This window comes from Kribbella lupini (assembly GCF_039529595.1).
In the GTDB taxonomy this organism is placed as follows: Bacteria; Actinomycetota; Actinomycetes; order Propionibacteriales; family Kribbellaceae; genus Kribbella; species Kribbella lupini.
This window is the reverse complement of the sequence record NZ_BAAANC010000005.1, coordinates 393,171-410,607: the sequence shown is the minus strand read 5'-3', so window position 1 is coordinate 410,607 and position 17,437 is coordinate 393,171. Positions and strand designations below refer to the sequence as shown.

The following is a 17,437-nucleotide window of genomic DNA, read 5'->3' as shown; positions in this document are numbered from 1 at the left end:
TTAGACAGCTCCACTTCACAACCGGAGGCCTTCACCTGTCTCAACGACCCGCCGACTCACCAACCAACGGGACAACCTCCCTGGACATCACACCTAGCTCTTGAGAGCCGCCGCGAACAGGGGAACCACCTTGTCCAGCGCGTAACCGGTGGACAGCACGGAGTCGGTCGCGAAGGCCGAGGCGATCGTCTTGTCGTCGAACACCACCACGCGGCCGGCCTTCACCGACGGGACCGCCTGGAACAGCGGGTCGCCGGTGATGTCCTGCGCCTTCACACCGATCGGCGCCATCACGACCAGGTCGGCGTTCAGCTGGTCCAGGTTCTCCCGCGAGACCGGCACGGAGAACTTCTCGGTCGCCTTGGCCTGGATCGTCGGGTTGTTCTCGAAGCCGAGCCGCTCGACGAAGTTCACCCGCCCGGTCCCGCTGACGTAGGCGCCGTACCCCTCGCTGGTCTTCGCGCCCAGCGTGATCGTCTTGCCCGCGAACCCGGGGTTGGCGGCAACGGCCTGGGCGAACTTCTGCTTGGTCGCGGCAATCAACTCCTTGCCCTGCTCAACCTTGCCGAGCGCCGCGGCCACCATCTCGGTCTGCTGCTCCCAGGAAACCTTGTACGACTCACCACCGGCCGGTACGCCGACCGTCGGCGCGATCCCCTTCAACGTGTCGTACCGGTCCTGGTCACCGCTCGACTTGGTGTCGAGGATCAGGTCGGGCTTCAGCGCGGCGACCTTCTCGTACTCCGGCTCCAGCGTGCCGATCAGCTGCGGCGCCTGCTGGTACTTGCCCTTGGCCCAGATCCCGACGCCCTCGCCACCGAAGGCGAGCCAGTCGCTGGCCCCGACCGGCTGCACCCCGAGCGCCAGAGCGGTCTCCGCGTCACCCCAGCCGAGCGCCACCACCCGCTGGGGCTCCGCCGGGATGGTCACCTCGCCGAACTTCGTCGCCACCTTCGCGTACGGCGCGCCGTCGGTCGCGCCGCCGGAATCACTCCCGCAGGCCACCAGCGACCCACCCGCGACAGCAACCAGCAGGACAGCAACGAGTCTGCGCATGGCACCAAGGATAGGCTGCCCTAACTCAGGCCGGTGCAGTGGGTCTTCACCAGCTCTTGTCGAGCGGCTTCCCCTCGGCGTACCCGGAGGCGGTCTGGATGCCCACGACAGCGCGCTCGTGAAACTCCTCCAGCGTGCCCGCCCCGACGTACGTGCAGGAGCTGCGCACTCCCGAGACGATCGAGTCGAGCAGGTCCTCGACGCTCGGGCGTTCCGGGTCGAGATACATCCGGGCCGTCGAGATTCCCTCGCCGAAGAAGCTCTTCCGGGCCCGCTGGAACGGCGTGTCGTCCGCGGTCCGCGAGGCGACCGCCCGCGCCGACGCCATCCCGAAGCTCTCCTTGTAGATCCGCCCGTCGCTGTCGTGGTGCGGGTCGCCCGGCGACTCGTACGTCCCGGCGAACCACGAACCGATCATCACGCTGGAGGCTCCCGCGGCCAGCGCGAGCGCGACGTCGCGCGGATGCCGGACGCCGCCGTCGGCCCACACGTGCTTGCCGAGCTCACGCGCCCGCGCGGCACAGTCCAGTACGGCGGAGAACTGCGGCCGCCCGACCGCCGTCTGCATCCGGGTCGTGCACATCGCGCCCGGCCCGACGCCGACCTTGACGATGTCGGCCCCGGCCTCGACCAGGTCGGACACGCCGTCGGCGGTGACCACGTTCCCGGCGACCACCGGCACCTGCGGATCGAGCGCCCGCACGGTCCGCAGTACGTCGATCATCCGCTCCTGGTGACCGTGCGCGGTGTCGATCACCAGCACGTCGATGCCGGCGTCGAGCAGCGCCTTCGCCTTCTGCTCGGCGTCGCCGTTGATCCCGATCGCGGCGGCGACCCGCAGCCGCCCGGCGGCGTCGAGCGCGGGCTCGTACAGCGTCGCCCGGACCGCCCGCTGGCGGGTCAGGATGCCGACGATCCGGCCGTCGCCGTCGACTACCGGAGCGAGCCGGTGGCGCCCGTCGTACAGCTGGTCGAACGCGGCCTCGGCGTCGATCCCGGCCGGGAGTGTGAGCAGCTCGCGCGACATCACGTTCTCGAGCTGGGTGAACCGGTCAACGCCGTGGCAGTCCGCGTCGGTGACCACGCCGACGGCCCGTCCGTGGTCGATCACGATCACCGCGCCGTGGCCGCGCTTGGGCAGCAGGTTCAGCGCCTCGCCGACGGTGTCGGTCGGCGTCATCACCAGCGGGGTGTCGTAGATGGTGTGGCGTTCCTTGATCCAGGACACGACCTCCGTGACCACCGGGACCGGGGTGTCCTGCGGGATCACCGCCAGCCCACCGCAGCGCGCGATCGTCTCGGCCATCCGCCGGCCGGACACCGCGGTCATGTTCGCCGCGACGATCGGGATCGACGTCCCGCTGCCGTCGTTGGTCGACAGATCGACGTCCAGCCGCGAGGCGACCGCCGACCGGTTCGGCACCAGGAAGACGTCGTTGAACGTCAGGTCCTGCCCTGGCACCGGTCCCTGGATGAAACGCATACGCACCTCACAACCCCTCGTCCCGCCCGGACAAAGCTCACCCCGAGGCTACGTGACCTCTGCGGCTTCACCTCGGTAGCGACCGAAGGGCGACCCGGGGGTAGCGAAGGTTAACCCCCGGGTTTTCGCCGTCCTGATGCGGATTTGTCGCGGCGGTGTCACGATCCGTGGCGTTGCGGTCAGTAGTCGGCTGATCGCATTCCGCCCCGATAGGGAGTGAGGCTCCTATGTCCCGTCGTTTGATCTCCGCACTGACCGCAGTCGCAGCTGCCGCTCTGGCCGTCCCCGCCATGGCAGCCACCACCTCCACCGCCGCCCCGGCGCCCACCGCCGAGACCACCACGTCGTCGTACGTCGGAACCGTCCAGGAGGAGGCCGAGACCAAGGCCTTCTACGACGCGGTGATGAAGTCCGCCCGGGCCAAGCAGGCCAAGAACCCGGACAAGACCGCCGCCGTCACGGTGGTCTACAGCGCCAGCCGCGCGCCGAGCTTCGCGACCCAGATCTCGCGCAGCGCGCAGATCTGGAACAGCGCGGTCACCAACGTCCGGCTGGTCTCGGGCAGCAACTACGACTTCTACTACCGCGAGGGCAACGACCCCCGTGGCTCGTACGCGTCGACCAACGGCCACGGCCAGGGCTACATCTTCCTGGACTACCGGCAGAACCAGCAGTACAACTCGACCCGGGTCACCGCCCACGAGACCGGTCACGTGCTCGGCCTGCCCGACCACTACTCCGGCCCGTGCAGCGAGCTGATGTCCGGCGGCGGTCCCGGTACGTCGTGCACGAACGCCCAGCCCAACTCCGCCGAGCGCTCCCGCGTGAACCAGCTGTGGGCCAACGGCTTCACCTCCGCGGGCTTCACCACCGTCCGCTGACCGGCATCAAAGGTTGTCGGCGTCGATCACGGCCTGCGCGAACGCCTTCGGGGCTTCCTGCGGCACGTTGTGACCGATGCCGGCGAAGACCCGGTGCTCGTACTTGCCGGTGAACTTGTCGCGATACCCCTTGCCGTCGGCAGCGGCTCCGTCGAAGTCGCTGCCGATGGTGATCGCCGGTACGCCGATCGCCGGCGCCGTGGCGAGCGCGCGCTCGTACCGGTCGTACCTGCGCTCCCCCTCGGCCAGGCTGAGCCGCCAGCGGTAGTTGTGGATCACGATCGCGACGTGGTCGGGGTTGTCGAAGGACGCGGCGGTCCGGGCGTACGTCGCGGCGTCGTAGTTCCACGACGGCGAGACGATCTTCCAGATCAGCTCGTTGAACGCGGACCAGTTCTCGGTGTACCCCTTCACGCCCCGCTCGGTCGAGAAGTAGTACTGGTACCACCAGCCGAGCTCGGCGGCCGGCGGCAGCGGCTCGAGGTTCTTCTCCAGGCTGGTGATCAGGTAGCCGCTGACCGAGACGATCGCCTTGCACCGCTCCGGCCACAGCGCCGCGATGCACCCGACCGTCCGGGCACCCCAGTCGAACCCACCGAGCACCGCCTGGTCGATCTCGAGGGCGTCCATCAACGCGACGATGTCCAGCGCGACCGCGGACTGCTGCCCGTTGCGGAACGTCTTCGCCGACCGGAACCGGGTCTTGCCGTACCCGCGCAGGAACGGCACGATCACGCGGTACCCGGCGGCGGCGGCGAGGATCGGCGCGACGTCCACGAAGCTGTGCGCGTCGTACGGCCAGCCGTGCAGCAGCACCACCGGCTGCCCGTGCCGCGGCCCGAGCTCGGCGTACGCCGTCTCGAGAACGCCGGCCTTCACCCGCTTGATCGGCCCCAGCGACGTGTGCACGCCCGCCCGTAGTCCTGCTCCGGTCGTGGCGCCTGCCGTGGTCGTGGACAACGCACCGCCCGCCACCCCGGCCGCCACGACACCCTGGGTGAACTTTCTCCTGCTGATCATCCGCTTGCTCCTTCGTCGGTCGCCTCCAGCCAACCGTGCGGACGTAGACGAATTGTTGACGCCAAGTCGTCGACCAGACGTGCAGACGGCCGCCGCACCTTCCGAAGTGGTTGTCTCCGGCAACCAGCTCGGACCGGCCGATCCCGTTGGAAGACCGGGCTGCGCCTCCAGTAAGCGAGCGGTAATGCGTCACCCTTTTGACTGGTGACGCTCAAATGCGGCATTATCGACACCAGTTGGACCGGTGACGACGTGAGGATGCCGATGACAGACCAAGTTGAGCCGGACGACGCCGGCCGCCCGATCGGCCGGCGGATCGTCCTGGGGACGATCGCGGCCGGCCTGGCCGGCCTGTTCGTCGCGCCGACGCTGCAGGAGAAGTGGAGCGACCTTCTCGGCGCCGCCTCGCAGCGCGACCCCACCGGCCTGTCCGGCTTGCTCCCGAACCCGGGCGGTTTCCGCTACTTCAGCGTCGCCGGCTCGGTGCCCGAGAAGGACGCCTCGACATACAAGCTCACGATCGACGGCCTGGTGGCCAAGCCGACGTCGTACACGCTTCCGCAGTTGACCGAGCTGCCGCAGTCGCGCGTGACGCACGACGTCGTCTGCACCGACGGCTGGCAGGTCGACCAGGTCCCGTTCGTCGGCGTACGGCTGTCCGAGCTGCTCGACGCGGCGGGCGTCCAGCCGGACGCGAAGGCCGTCCGCTTCACCTGCTTCGACGGCGTCTACAGCGAGAGCCTCACCATGGAGCAGGCGCGCCGCCCCGACGTACTGGTCGCGGTGCAGATGCTCGACCAGCCGATCCCGCACATCAGCGGCGGCCCGGTGCGGCTGTTCGTCGGGCCGATGTACTTCTACAAGTCCGCGAAGTGGCTGTCCGGCATCACCGTGACCGACGAGGTGGTCCCCGGCTACTGGGAGAAGTACGGCTACCCGGTCGACGGCTGGCTCCCGGGCGAGGAGCCGGCCGGTGCATGAGTCCGTACGCCGTTTCAGCCGCGCCGAGCGGCTCGTGCACCAGACAACCCTGGCGTTGATGGTGGTCTGCCTCACCACAGCGGCCGCCATCTACTTCGGGCCGATCGCCGCGGCGATCGGCCGCCGTCACGTGGTCGCGACCGTGCACGAATGGTCGGGGATCCTGCTGCCGGCGCCGTTCCTGCTCGGACTGCTGTCGCGAGCACTACGTCTCGACGTACGCCGGCTCAACCGCTTCACCCGGACCGACGGCCGCTGGCTGCTCGGCGTGGTCCGCCGGATCCCCCACCACCACGAGGTCTCCGGTAAGTTCAACGCCGGCCAGAAGGTCTTCGCCGCCTGGCTGGCCGGTGCGATCGTGGTGATGGTCGTCACGGGACTCCTGCTGTGGTTCAAGTTCAGCCTGTCCGGCGTCCCGCGCGCGGGCGTGATCGCCGTCCACGACATCCTCGCTTTCGCGATCGCCGTGGCGCTCGCCGGCCATGCCTACAAGGCGCTCACCAGCATCAGCCGGTGAGCGGCCGCGCGACTCCGGCTGGGTCCACGATGAGGTGGGGCTAGACCCACTTCCGGCCTGAACGGCTCTGTTCCAGGCGCCGCGCGGTGCACGGTGGGAGCATGGAGACGATGATGCGATGGGTAGCCGGCGTGGGCGTCGGGTTCTGGCGGGCGTGCGCGGTGACGGCAGTGACGATGCTCGTGCCGGCACTCTGGGCGGCGTACGTCGTACTGGCCGTGCTGTGGGCCGAGAGCCCGTGGACCTGGGTCCCGCTCGCGGTGCTGCCGGCCGTGGGCACCCTCGGCCTGTCGCGGCCGGTCAGTCGCTGGGTCCGCTCGTTGGTCCGGCGATGGACCGGCACGATCATCCCGCCCGGGTACCTGGAGCCGCCGCCGGTGACGCAGCTGTCGACCGGCTACTGGTGGAACGGGTACAGCTACGCGAAGACCGCCAAGCGGGCGCGCGAGGAGCAGGAGTGGCGGCACAAGCTCCGTGATCCCGCGACGTGGCGCGACCTGCGGTTCGCGGAGATCGTGGCGCTCACAGCGGGCATCGCCGCTCTCATTCCTCTGGCCGCGATTGCCCTTGCAGCCTTGGGGTTCGCGACTTCGTCGTACGTCGCGGGTGGCGCCGGTCTGGTCGTCGGGATCGGCAGTTCGCCGTACGGGTGGCGGCTGCTCGAGCCGGTCGCCGTGCGGTTCCTGCGTCCGCCGGCAGCGACCGCACTGGCCGAACGCGTGTCCGAGCTGACCGCTCAGCGCGCGGACACGACGATCGCGCAGGCCGCCGAGATCCGGCGGATCGAGCGCGACCTGCACGACGGAGCCCAGGCCCGGTTGGTTGCCCTCGGCCTCTCGCTGGCCACCGCGGAGAAGCTGATGGACACCGATCCCCAGCAGGCCAAAGCTTTGCTGCAGGAAGCCCGGGCCGGCGCCGCGACGTCCTTGACCGAGCTGCGAGAACTTGTCCAGGGCATCAATCCGCCCGTGCTGAACGAACGCGGGCTGGTCGACGCCGTCCGCGCCTTCGCGTTGGACAGCCCGCTCGAGATCACCGTCGACGCCGAGCCGCTGAGGGTGGAGCCGCCGATCGAGTCCGCGGTCTACTTCGCGATCGTCGAGCTGGTCACCAACGCGATCCGGCACGCCGAGGCAACGACTGCCGCGATCTCGATCGAGCTCGCTGACGGTGCCCTCGGCATCGTTGTCCAGGACAACGGTCGCGGCGGCGCCGTCGTACGGCAAGGTGGCGGGCTCGCGGGACTGCAGCGCCGGCTGGCCGCCTTCGACGGCACGCTCGCCGTGACCAGTCCGGCGGGCGGACCGACTCGTGTGAAGATGACGGTGCCATGCGAATCCTCGTAGCCGAAGACCTGTACCTGCTGCGCGACGGCCTGGTCCGCCTCGTCGAGGCGTACGGTCACCAGGTCGTCGCCACCGCGTCCACCGGACCGGAGACCCTCGAAGCGCTGCTCACGCTGCGACCGGACGTCGCCGTGATCGACGTACGGATGCCGCCGACCCAGTCCGACGAAGGTCTGCGCGCCGCGCTCGCCGCGCGCCGCGAGATCCCCGGGCTGCCGGTGCTCATCCTGTCCCAGCACGTCGAGCAGCTGTACGCCCGTGAACTGCTGGCCGACGGCACCGGGGGAATCGGCTACCTGCTCAAGGAGAGCGTCTTCGAGGCCGACCAGTTCGTCGACGCCCTCGAACGCGTCGCGGCCGGCGGTACGGCGATGGACCCGGCCGTGATCGCGAAACTGCTGTCGAGCGGTTCGGCGACCCGGCGGCTGGACCGGATCACCGAACGCGAGCACGACGTCCTAGCGCTGATGGCCGAAGGACTGTCCAACCAGGCGATCGCCGGCCGGCTCTTCCTCAGCGAGAGCGCGATCAGCAAGCACACCACGTCCCTGTTCACCAAGCTCGGCCTCGTCGACGACGACACCACCAACCGCCGCGTCCTCGCCGTACTCGCCTACCTGAGCGACGCTCCGCGCTGACGTCTTCCGGCCGGCGAGGTAGGTGACGATCGCGATCACGGTGTAGACGCCGGCGAGCAGGTAGTCGAGGCGGGCGCGGTCGGCGCCGGTCACCATCTGGAAGAAGAACGACCCGCCGAACGCGTTCAGCGTCGCGTGCCAGACGGCGATCGGCGTCCACCGTCCGCGGCTCGCCACGAAGACCTGCAGCATCACCATCACGAACGCCGCGTTCCCGACGATGCCCACCGTCCAGGACAGGTGGCCGCTGAGCATCAGCGGCAGGTGCCAGAAGATCCGCATCGCGGACGCGAGCACCCAGACGAGCAGGAGGCCGTGCCGGCGCAGCAGGATCGGCGCCGCGAACGCGAACCACCCGGCCTCCTCGCCGAAGCCGACCAGCACCAGCACGATCACCATCATCGCCGGAACGGTGGGCCAGTCCGCCCACTGCTCCGCGGTCGGCAGCGGCGCGCCGAGTCCGTGGTTGATCAGCACGTTGCCGCACTGGACGACCGCCGGCGCCAGTACGGCGAGCAGGTACCACTTCGGCGCGACCCGCCAGTCACGCAGGCGGCGGCCCCACGCGCGCAACTCGGTGCGGCCTTGGCAGGCGACCACGATCAGCGCCGCGGGCAACGGGCCGAACGGAAAGTTCTGGGGCCTGGACCAGGCGCCGTACAAGCCGAACAGGTAGGGGATCCAGCCGAACAGACAGGCCAGGACGACGAAGCTGAGGATCGGGAAACGCCGGACGGTGGAACGGAGCGTGCGCAGTACGAACATGGCAGTACCTCCATACGCCACCGTATGGTGGCTGTCCGTACGGTACCGTATGGTCATGCCCCGAGGGAAGCGTGAGTCTCTGACCGCCGACGACTGGATCCGGGCCGCGCTCGGCGCCCTGGCCCAAGGCGGTGTCGCCGCGGTCGCCGTCGAACCGCTGGCCAAGTCACTCGGTACGACGAAGGGCAGCTTCTACTGGCACTTCGCCGACCGCAACGCGCTGCTCGCGGCGGCGCTGGACCACTGGGAGAAGCGCGACACCGACCGCGTGATCGCCGCCGTCGACACCACCCAGGACGCCGCCACCCGGCTGCGCGCCCTGCTCCGGCTGACCTTCACGTCGATCCTCGAAGGCTCCCGCGACACCGCCGGCGCGGTCGAGCTGGCCCTCCAGGCCAACGCCTCGCACGACCTGGTCTCCCCCACGCTGACCCGCGTGACCAAGCGGCGTCTTGCGTTCCTCACCAGCCTGTTCACCGAGCAGGGACTCTCCCCGGCTCGGGCCCGCGACCGCGCGCTCCTCGCCTACACCGCGTTCCTCGGCCACACCCAGTTGGCTCACGCGACTCCCGGCTTGCTCCCGAAGGGTCGCGCCTTCCACCACCACGTCAACGAGCTGGTCGAGTCCCTGACCGCCGTCGACTAGCTGGACGGCGTACCGAGCTCCACCAGCAGGCCGTAGTGGTCGCTCGGGGTCAGATCCGGCTGGTCGAAGACGCGGTCGCAGCTGAGGATCGGCAGGGTCGGGCGGCCGTCGGCGCCGCAGCGCACGAGGACGTGGTCGATCCCCCGGAACGGCCATTCGCCGTCCTCGAAGTGCGGGTTCTCGCGGACGTACGTCTCGAGCCGCTCGCCGCGACGAGCCAGCTCCCACGCGCTGCAGTAGCAAACGCCCAGGTCGTCGATCACGTGCCGCCCGGTCCAGAACCGCAGGCTGTCGGCAGTGTCCTCGGCGTCGAGGTCCCCGGCCACCACGACGTCCCCGGGCGACTCCGCCACGAGTTCCTCCAGCCGGCGCGCGGCCAGGACGGTCTGCAGGCACCGCTCGCGCTCGTGATCGACCTGGTAGTCGGGGAAGTGGTTCGCCACCCACACGCGCCCCCACGGCGCGAGCACCTCGGTGATCAAGCAGGTGCAGGCGAAGTCACCCGTCCGCTCGGTGAGGTGCAGGTCGAGCTCGATCACCCGGCCCAACGGCCAGCGGCTGGCCGTCGTGATGCCCTGGCCGTCCGTCTCGCGATCCGACGACTGCGCGAGGTGGTACGCCGGGCCGAGCACCTCCGCGGCCTGGTCGATCTCGTCGGTGAGGATCGTTTCCTGCAAGGTGATCACGTCGGCGTCCAGCTGCTCGAATCCCCTGCGCAGCTGGTCCAACCGGGCCGGCCAGTCGCCGCGGATTCCCCAGGTGTTCAGCGTCACGAGTCGCAGGGCTGCAGACATGTTTTCGCGGTACCCGGTGGTCCTGGGGGAAAACAGGCCTCCGGTACGCCGCGGTCGGCAGCTCGCCGTACCGGCCTACGTCAACGACCGACCTGCGCCCAGGTGGACGTCACGCGGGAGATCAGCCCCGGGCCGACCGCGGGCGGCACCGGATCCACGCCGCTGTACTTGCGTTTGGCGATGGTGCCGAGCGAGGTCAGCCGGGTCGTGTCCGCGCCGTAGCTGGCGTACAGGCGGATGGTGTGGTCCGCCGCGAGCGGGGCCATCGCGCGCAGCGACGTGGTCAGGTCCGCGTCGGTGATGTCCGGGACGATGATCAGGTTCGCCGCGTCCGGGCCGATCTGCACCCGGACCAGGCCGGGCAGATCGGCGAGCGCCTCGTGAATGCGGAACTCGCGATCCTTGTCGTACGCGGAAGTCCGGAAGACCGGCTCCGGCGTACCGCCGAGGTACGGGGACGGCTTGCGGACCAGCTGGATCGGCAGGTACGAGTCCCAGAGCCGGCGCAGCGTCGACACCGCGGCGACGTACCCGGCACGGTCCTTGACCGTCACCGAAGCGGGGTCGGGCTCACCCTCGTTGTCGCGGATGTCGAGGCTGGTGACGCCGGGGAACTTCGCCAGTTCCGCCGTGAGCGCACGGACCTGCGGCGTGAACGCGGCCGCGAAGACGGTGTGCGGCGCCCGGACCAGCCCCAGCCCAGCTCCAGCCTGTCGAAGAGCGCGGCCTTCGGCGGCGCGGCCAGCAGGGCGTCCAGCGTGAGGTCCGACGCGGCGAAGTAGATCCCGGCCCGGCGCTCCGGGCACTTGATCCAGCCGGTGAGCCCCGGGTACCGCGCCTGCAGATTGGCGAACTCCTGCGTCGCCTCCCGATCGAGCCGAAAGTCGCGCGCGGTGGTCCACTCGACGACGACCCGACGGTCCGCGGCCTCGACGCGGTGCGTACGCCGCGCATCGTCCGGCGTCACCGCCCCGTCCATGCCAAGGGCAACCGCCGCCACCACCTGGGCCGGTGCCGTGATCACCAGCCCGGAGGCGCCGTACGCCGACGCCGTCGCCCGGCCGTCCTCGCGCAGCCAGAGCGCCCGCGCCAGATCGGCGTCGTTCTTCGTGGACGTGGAGGGGTAGAACCGCCCGTGAAACCCGTCGAGATCCACCTCGATGCTGCGGTGGTAGTCCTCGTCGTACGAGCGGAACTCCCGCTTCACCTTGTCGACCAGCGCCTTGACGTCGCCCTGCGGCAACTGCTTCACCAACGTCAGCAGGATCTGCTCGTCCTCGCCGTCCTGCACCAGCTGAGCCCGCTCGACCCCGTCCAGCTGCGACAACCAGTGCATCCGCTCCTGCGCCGGAGTCATCGCGGAACACCCCGCGACCAGACCGAGCGCGACGCCCACCGCCACAGTCCCCAACCCCCGCCGACTGATCCGCATCCCGCGATTCTCCCGCAGACCACGGGTCAGCCCGGCGCTCGGGCCGGGTCAGTCGACCGGGAGCACCCGGCGCCAGCCGTCGTAGGTGAGGCTCGGGGTCATACCGACCGACAGGTACAGCTCCAGCGCCCGCGTCGGGTTGTTGGTGTCGACGAGCAGGATCGTGCCGTCCCGTCCGGCGGCCGCGTCCAGCGCGAAGGCGTCGTACAGCAGGAACTTGGCCAGGCCCCTTCCGCGGTACTCCTCGAGGACACCGAGTCCGGCGATGTGGCCGCAGTTGGCGGTCTCGAGCGACATGTCGCAGGAGTCCCGGAACGCGACCGCCTTGCCGTCGATCTCCAGCAGGCACAGCTGCGACCAGGCGAACAGCGAACTGGCCTCGCGGAACGCCAGCCAGTCCTCGTGCGGGCGCGGAACGAAGCCGAACTGACCGCGGAAGCACTCGACGATCAGGTCGTGCGCCCGCCGCCGGCTCTCGTCGTCGTACATCCCTCGGCGCACCACGACCCCCGGCGGCAGCACCGCGGCGGCGACCGGACCCGTGTGGTCGATCCGCATCCGCCGGTACGTCGTACCGGAAACGAAGTCGTGGCCGGACAGCAGGTCCCGCAGCCCCTCGTCGGCACGGTAGGCGAAGACGTCCACGGTGATCTGCGCGTGACCGCCCTCGCGTCCGATCTCCCGGGCGCGCCCCATCGTCCGGTCGTAGAGCCAGGAAGCGACCGCCGGATCCTGCGAGATCATGTCGACCTCGACGTCCCCGCCCCCTCCCTTGTCGAACGCGTACCCGTACCCCACCGGCAGCCCGTCCGCCGCGAGCACCAGCCACCCGTCGTTCCCCGCGTCGAACCCCGGCTCGACGATCCGCTCGGCGATGTCGTCCAGCGCGCAGTCGGCAAACCCGACCACCGTGGTGTTGTAGGCCGAAATCAGATCGAAGATCCCCTCGGCATCGGTCGGCGCAGGAGCCCGGACGGTGCACCCGTCGGGCAGTACGGCGCTACTGATCATGCCTCACAGTGGTCGCCTTCACCCCGAGAGTCCACAGCAGGACTCCCTGCAACTTCCGACCCCGGGGGCGCATCCAAGAGGTGTCTCCAAGGGGGACCACACTTGAAGTCCAATCGCACCAAGCACACCGTGCTCGGCGTCCAGGCGTTCGACGACGCCGGGCACTGGACCTACCAGCCCTCGAACAGCGACGAACTGACGAACGTGACCGGCAACCGCGTCGTCGTCGACGTCGCCCACACCTGGTGAGCTGCTACCTCGGGCTGAGGTAGCGGTCGAGGAACTTGGTGATCAGGTCGCCGGCCTCCTCGAGGTGGCTCTCGAGGAGGAAGTGGCCGCCGTCGAGGAGGTGGATCTCGGCGTCGGGTACGTCGGTCGCGAAGGCCTGCGCGCCGGCGGGGGCGAAGATCGGGTCGTTCTCGCCCCAGACTGCGAGGACCGGGATCTGCGCGGTCCTCAGAAACTCGTGGAGTTTCGGGTACAGCGCCGGATTGGTCGCGTAGTCGCGGAACAGCTTCAGCTGGACCAGATCGTTGCCCGGACGCGCCATCTTCTGCAGGTCGTGGTGCCAGGTGTCGGGACTGACCACGGTCTCGTCGGCGACGCCGGTGACGTACTGCCACTTGATGCCGTCCACGGTGAGCGCCCAGCGGACGGCCGTCTCGGTCTTCTCGTTCTGCTCCTGCTGGTAGTCCCAGACAACCTGCCAGAAACCCTCGACGAAGCCGGCGTCGTACCCGTTGCCGTTCTGTGTCACGATCGCGGTCACGGGCGCCGAGTCCCTGAGCGCGAGCCGCCAGCCGATCGGGGCGCCGTAGTCCTGCACGTAGATCGCGTACTCGTCGACGCCGATCGCCTGCAGCAGACCGTCGGTCAGCTCGGCCAGCGCGTCGAACGTGTAGTCGAACTCCTGCACCGACGGCGAGTCCGACAGCCCGAAGCCGAGCAGGTCCGGCGCGATCACCCGGTACCGTCCGGCCAGCCTCGGGATCAGTTCGCGAAACATGTACGAGCTGGTCGGGAACCCGTGCAGCAGCACGATCGCGGGCGCGTCCTTCGGCCCGGCCTCGCGGTAGAAGAGGCGCTGCCCGTCGACCTCGAGGTACCGGTGGTGCACGCTCGTCATCTCTAACTCCCTTGATTGGCTTTGGTGGTTAGAGATGAAAGCAGCCCATCATGTAACCTGTCAACACGTCGGAGGGAGTTAGAAGATGGCGGACGAAGAGCTGCTGCTGGACCTGCTGAACAGCACGCCCCAGGTGGCGGGCGTCGAGCAGGACTTGCTGGAGCAGACCGAAGCCTGGGCTCTGACGCGGAGCCGGGACGGGCGGCAGGCTCTGGCAGCGGTGCGTTCCGTGCTGCAGGACGTCGTACGAGGCGACGAGCCGCCGAGCGCCCTGACTCCGTTCCTGCGCGACGTCCGCCAGGTCCCGACCATGACCGCCGACGGCGTCACCTGGACCCTCGAAGCACCGGCGGCACACCGTACGGTGGTTCGGGTGGTCCTCGCCTGGAGCGAGCTGGAGGCGACCAAAGCCAGCCGCCTTCGCCCGTGCGAGAACCCCGAGTGCCGGCTGTTCCTGCTCGACCGCAGCAAGGCGAACACCGCGCGCTGGTGCTCGATGGCTGTCTGCGGCAACCGCATGAAGGCTCGCCGCCACTACCAGGCCAAGACCCGCGCCTAGAGGCCTGCCTGGCGGTCGACGGGGAGGGTTACCTCGATCAGCGTGCCCTGGCCTGTGGGGCTGGTGATGTCGATCGCGCCGGACAGGGCTTCGACTCGGTCGTGGAGGCCGATCAGGCCTGAGCCCTGTTGGGGCTCGGCGCCGCCGACGCCGTCGTCGCGGACGCGGAGCAGGACGGCGCCGTCGCGTTCTTCGACGGTGACCTCGGCGTAGCCGGCCTTGGCGTGCTTGGTGGTGTTGGTGATCGCCTCCGAGATCACGTAGTACGCCGCCACCTCCACGGCCTGCGGGTACCGGGCCGTGACGTCCAGGTGCAGCTCGACCGGGATGGCCGAGCGTCGGGCCAGCGCGCGGAGCGCCAGGCCCAGGCCGCCTTCGGACAGGATCGCTGGGTGGATGCCGCGCGAGATCTCGCGCAGTTCCTCGATCACCTCCTGCAGGTCCACGACGGCCTGGCTGATGCTCTCGCGCAGTTCGGGCTGCTCGGCGGGCACCGTGCTCTGGGCGCCGCGCAGGTTGAGCGCCAGCGAGACGAGCCGCTGCTGCGCGCCGTCGTGCAGGTCGCGCTCGATCCGGCGGCGGGTCTCGTCGGCGGTGGCGACGATGCGGGCGCGGGACCGGGTCAGCTTGGTCCGGGCCTCCGCGTTCGCGATCGCGGTCGCGACCAGTTCGGTGAACTCCGACAGCCGCTGCTCGGTGGCCGGCAGGAACGGATCACGCCGGGAGGCCACACTGATGCTCCCCCAGCACCGGCCCTCGACGATGATCGCGGTCGCGACCGCCGACCGAACCCCCAGCAGGCGCACCAGATCGGGCTGATCCGCCGGGTCCGGGCTGTCGAGGCGAGCCGAACCTCCGGTCGCGAGCACCGTCGCGATGGGCGACGGCTGCTCCGGCGTCCACCGGCTGCCCGCGGTCAGCGTCTCCTGCTCACTCGCGCTGTGGGTGGCCAGCAGTGTCGCCATCCCGTCCGAATCGGCCCGTACGACGGCCGCCGCGTCGGCGCCGACCAGGTGAACGACCTCCCGCGCGACCGCCGCGAACACCAGATCCGGCGCCACCCCGCGGGCGACCAGCGTCGCGACCCGCCGCAACGCGGCCTGCTCGTCGGCCATCCGGCGCAGCTCCCCGCGCGCCTCGGCGTTCTCGACGGCGGTGGCGACCAGCTCGGTGAAGTTCGCGATCTGCGACTCGATGTTCGCCGGGTAGGGATCGTCGCTCTTGGTCGAGGCGGCGATCACGCCCCACAAACGACCGGCGACGACGATCGGGCAGCCGATCGACGAACGGATCCCGAGCGCCAGCGCCTCCCCCGCGATCGCGCCGGTGGCGCCGGCGAAGCTGTCCAGCCGGACCGGACCGCCGGCCCGGCGTACCTCACGAGCGACGCTCAACCCGTCAAGGGCGAAGTGGGTTCCAACGGCGAGCTGGACGGGCACCCGGCTCCAGGCCGCCACTCCGGACACCGTCCCGTCCGGCTCGTACCGCTCCATCCGGGCCAGATCAGCGCCGCAGAGCAGTCCGACCTCCCGGGTGACCGCCTCGAAGACCGCAGACTGCGGACTCGACTCCGCGACCAGCGTGGCGACCCGGCGCAAGGCCGACTGCTCCTCGCTCAGCCGGGCCGACTCCAACGCCGACCGTCGGGACCGCGCCGCGAGGTTGCCCACGACAACGGCTGTCACCAGGAAGACCGCCAGCGCGACGAGCTCGCGCGAGTCGGCGATCAGCAGCGACCCGACCGGCGGGACGAGCAGCACGAACACCGAGATGCTGACCACGGACGTGAAGGCGGCCAGCCGCGCGCCCCAGCGGATGGCGACCGGCAGCACGGCCAGGAGGTAGAGCACCAGCAGGTTCAGCACCTCGACGTGCGGCCTCAGCAGCAGCACCGCACCGGTCACCACGGCCACCATCGCGACGCTGGCCAGCACCCTGATCGACCAGCGCACGAGCGGACCGTTCGTCGTCGCCATGCCTGCCAGTATCAACCCGGGCGGGCGGGTCCGTACGCCGCCGAAAGGTACCGGTAGCCAGGATGTCGGGTGGCCCGTCCTTTGCGAAGGTGGTCCCATGACGTTGCGTTGCCTGATCATCGACGACAGTGCCCGGTTCCTGGCGGCCGCGCGCGGCCTGCTGGAGAGCGAAGGACTGGTGGTCGTGGCCGTGGCCACGAGCAGCGAGGACGCCCTGCGGTACGCCGCGGAGCTCACGCCGGACGTCACGCTGGTCGACATCCACCTCGGCGAGCAGAGCGGCTTCGACGTCGTACGGCGGCTGACGGCCGAGGCGCGGCTGGCGCCGTCGAGCCTGATCCTGATCTCGACCCACGCCGAGGAGGACTTCGCCGACCTGATCGCGGCCAGCCCGGTGGCCGGGTTCCTGCCCAAGACCGGGCTGTCGGCCGACGCGATCCGCGGCGTGCTCGAGCGCACGGCCTGAGCGCTCAGCGGGTCTCGAGAAAGGTGACCACGGCGAGCACCCGCCGGTGGTCGTTGTCGGTCTCGGGCAGGCTCAGCTTGGCCAGGATGTGCCGGACGTGCTTCTCCACGGTGCCCTCGGTGACCCACAGCGCCCGCGCGATCCCGGCGTTCGACCGGCCCTCGGCCATCAGCGCCAGGACTTCGTGCTCACGCGGGCTGAGCTCGGCCAGCGGGTCGTTGCGCCGGCGCGCGGTGACCAGTTCCTGCACCAGCGCGGGGTCCATCACCGAGCCGCCCTTGACGATCCGGTGCAGCGTGTCGACGAACTCCTCGACGTCGGTCACCCGGCTCTTCAGCAGGTAGCCGATGCTCTGGCCGGTGGCCAGCAGCTCCATCGCGTGCTCGACCTCGGCGTGCGCGGACAGCACCAGGATCCCGGTCGCGGGGAACTCCTTGCGGATCTCCCGGGCCGCGTCCAGCCCTTCGGTGGTGTGGGTCGGCGGCATCCGGATGTCCATCAGGACCAGGTCCGGCGTCAGCTCACGGACCAACGGCAGGATCCAGGCGCTGTCACCGGTCTGCCCGACGATCTCGAACCCCGACCGGGCCAGCAAACTGGCCAGTCCCTCGCGGAGCAGTACGTCGTCCTCGACCAGCAGCACCCGCGCCGCCGCCGGGCCGCCGTCACCGTCAGAGCCCGGATCCGTCGTCATGCCACCGAGTATGCCCGCTGCCGCCCCGGCAGGGTTTCCGGCCAGC

The 17,437-nt window shown here is 69.9% G+C and carries 19 protein-coding genes; 9 read left to right on the top strand and 10 right to left on the bottom strand.

Annotation, left to right across the window (positions count from 1 at the left end; genetic code table 11):
• Positions 1–93 precede the first annotated feature (93 nt).
• Both ABD235_RS38500 and ABD235_RS38495 read right to left on the bottom strand, forming a co-directional pair.
• Positions 94–1,056, bottom strand: coding sequence for an iron-siderophore ABC transporter substrate-binding protein (locus tag ABD235_RS38500; RefSeq protein ID WP_344183422.1), 963 nt, complete (start codon positions 1,054–1,056; stop codon positions 94–96).
• Between the two features lie 46 nt (positions 1,057–1,102).
• On the bottom strand, positions 1,103–2,539 hold the full coding sequence (locus ABD235_RS38495; protein ID WP_344183430.1) for a GuaB1 family IMP dehydrogenase-related protein: 1,437 nt from the start codon (positions 2,537–2,539) through the stop codon (positions 1,103–1,105).
• A gap of 227 nt (positions 2,540–2,766) precedes the next feature.
• Here ABD235_RS38495 and snpA point away from each other — a divergent pair, with 227 nt between their 5' ends.
• Positions 2,767–3,420, top strand: a complete 654-nt coding sequence (snpA, locus tag ABD235_RS38490; RefSeq protein WP_344183420.1) for a snapalysin — start codon at positions 2,767–2,769, stop codon at positions 3,418–3,420.
• A 6-nt stretch (positions 3,421–3,426) separates the two neighbouring features.
• Here snpA and ABD235_RS38485 read toward each other — a convergent pair whose 3' ends face one another.
• A complete protein-coding gene (locus ABD235_RS38485; RefSeq protein WP_344183419.1) occupies positions 3,427–4,440 on the bottom strand; it encodes an alpha/beta fold hydrolase in 1,014 nt (337 codons plus the stop codon).
• A gap of 264 nt (positions 4,441–4,704) precedes the next feature.
• Between ABD235_RS38485 and ABD235_RS38480 the strand changes: the two genes are divergently transcribed.
• From ABD235_RS38480 to ABD235_RS38460, 5 genes are all read left to right on the top strand, one after another.
• A complete protein-coding gene (locus ABD235_RS38480; RefSeq protein ID WP_344183418.1) occupies positions 4,705–5,421 on the top strand; it encodes a molybdopterin-dependent oxidoreductase in 717 nt (238 codons plus the stop codon).
• Positions 5,414–5,938 carry a cytochrome b/b6 domain-containing protein gene (locus ABD235_RS38475; protein WP_344183417.1) on the top strand — a complete coding sequence of 175 codons (525 nt, stop codon included), beginning with the start codon at positions 5,414–5,416 and terminating at the stop codon, positions 5,936–5,938. Before ABD235_RS38480 ends, ABD235_RS38475 begins: the two co-directional genes overlap by 8 nt.
• A 113-nt stretch (positions 5,939–6,051) precedes the next feature.
• Positions 6,052–7,284: a sensor histidine kinase gene (locus ABD235_RS38470; RefSeq protein WP_344183415.1), complete on the top strand. Its 1,233-nt coding sequence runs from the start codon at positions 6,052–6,054 to the stop codon at positions 7,282–7,284.
• On the top strand, positions 7,269–7,922 hold the full coding sequence (locus tag ABD235_RS38465) for a response regulator transcription factor (protein WP_344183414.1): 654 nt from the start codon (positions 7,269–7,271) through the stop codon (positions 7,920–7,922). Before ABD235_RS38470 ends, ABD235_RS38465 begins: the two co-directional genes overlap by 16 nt.
• An 820-nt stretch (positions 7,923–8,742) precedes the next feature.
• Positions 8,743–9,333, top strand: coding sequence for a TetR/AcrR family transcriptional regulator (locus ABD235_RS38460; RefSeq protein ID WP_344183413.1), 591 nt, complete (start codon positions 8,743–8,745; stop codon positions 9,331–9,333).
• Here ABD235_RS38460 and ABD235_RS38455 read toward each other — a convergent pair.
• From ABD235_RS38455 to ABD235_RS38440, 4 genes are all read right to left on the bottom strand, one after another.
• Entirely contained in the window at positions 9,330–10,127 is a 798-nt protein-coding gene (locus ABD235_RS38455; protein WP_344183412.1) for an endonuclease/exonuclease/phosphatase family protein, read from the bottom strand. The genes ABD235_RS38460 and ABD235_RS38455 overlap by 4 nt on opposite strands.
• A gap of 80 nt (positions 10,128–10,207) precedes the next feature.
• Entirely contained in the window at positions 10,208–10,681 is a 474-nt protein-coding gene (locus tag ABD235_RS38450; RefSeq protein ID WP_344183411.1) for a hypothetical protein, read from the bottom strand.
• Positions 10,678–11,559: a hypothetical protein gene (locus ABD235_RS38445; protein WP_344183408.1), complete on the bottom strand. Its 882-nt coding sequence runs from the start codon at positions 11,557–11,559 to the stop codon at positions 10,678–10,680. The genes ABD235_RS38450 and ABD235_RS38445 overlap by 4 nt, the downstream gene beginning before the upstream one ends.
• A 48-nt stretch (positions 11,560–11,607) precedes the next feature.
• A complete protein-coding gene (locus ABD235_RS38440; RefSeq protein WP_344183407.1) occupies positions 11,608–12,570 on the bottom strand; it encodes a GNAT family N-acetyltransferase in 963 nt (320 codons plus the stop codon).
• 102 nt (positions 12,571–12,672) lie between these two features.
• On the opposite strand from ABD235_RS38440, the gene ABD235_RS38435 reads away from it, so the two are divergent.
• Entirely contained in the window at positions 12,673–12,819 is a 147-nt protein-coding gene (locus tag ABD235_RS38435; RefSeq protein WP_344183406.1) for a hypothetical protein, read from the top strand.
• A 4-nt stretch (positions 12,820–12,823) separates the two neighbouring features.
• Here ABD235_RS38435 and ABD235_RS38430 read toward each other — a convergent pair whose 3' ends face one another.
• The gene (locus ABD235_RS38430) at positions 12,824–13,696 is read right to left on the bottom strand and encodes an alpha/beta fold hydrolase (protein WP_344183405.1); all 873 of its coding nucleotides are present in this window, start codon (positions 13,694–13,696) and stop codon (positions 12,824–12,826) included.
• An 85-nt stretch (positions 13,697–13,781) separates the two neighbouring features.
• On the opposite strand from ABD235_RS38430, the gene ABD235_RS38425 reads away from it, so the two are divergent.
• A complete protein-coding gene (locus ABD235_RS38425; RefSeq protein ID WP_344183404.1) occupies positions 13,782–14,255 on the top strand; it encodes a CGNR zinc finger domain-containing protein in 474 nt (157 codons plus the stop codon).
• On the opposite strand, the gene ABD235_RS38420 is transcribed toward ABD235_RS38425, so the two are convergent.
• Positions 14,252–16,231 carry a GAF domain-containing protein gene (locus ABD235_RS38420; RefSeq protein WP_344183403.1) on the bottom strand — a complete coding sequence of 660 codons (1,980 nt, stop codon included), beginning with the start codon at positions 16,229–16,231 and terminating at the stop codon, positions 14,252–14,254. The genes ABD235_RS38425 and ABD235_RS38420 overlap by 4 nt on opposite strands.
• Positions 16,232–16,328: 97 nt before the next feature.
• Between ABD235_RS38420 and ABD235_RS38415 the strand changes: the two genes are divergently transcribed.
• Entirely contained in the window at positions 16,329–16,697 is a 369-nt protein-coding gene (locus ABD235_RS38415; RefSeq protein ID WP_344183402.1) for a response regulator, read from the top strand.
• A gap of 4 nt (positions 16,698–16,701) precedes the next feature.
• Here ABD235_RS38415 and ABD235_RS38410 read toward each other — a convergent pair whose 3' ends face one another.
• Positions 16,702–17,391, bottom strand: a complete 690-nt coding sequence (locus ABD235_RS38410; protein WP_344183400.1) for a response regulator — start codon at positions 17,389–17,391, stop codon at positions 16,702–16,704.
• Positions 17,392–17,437 lie beyond the last annotated feature (46 nt).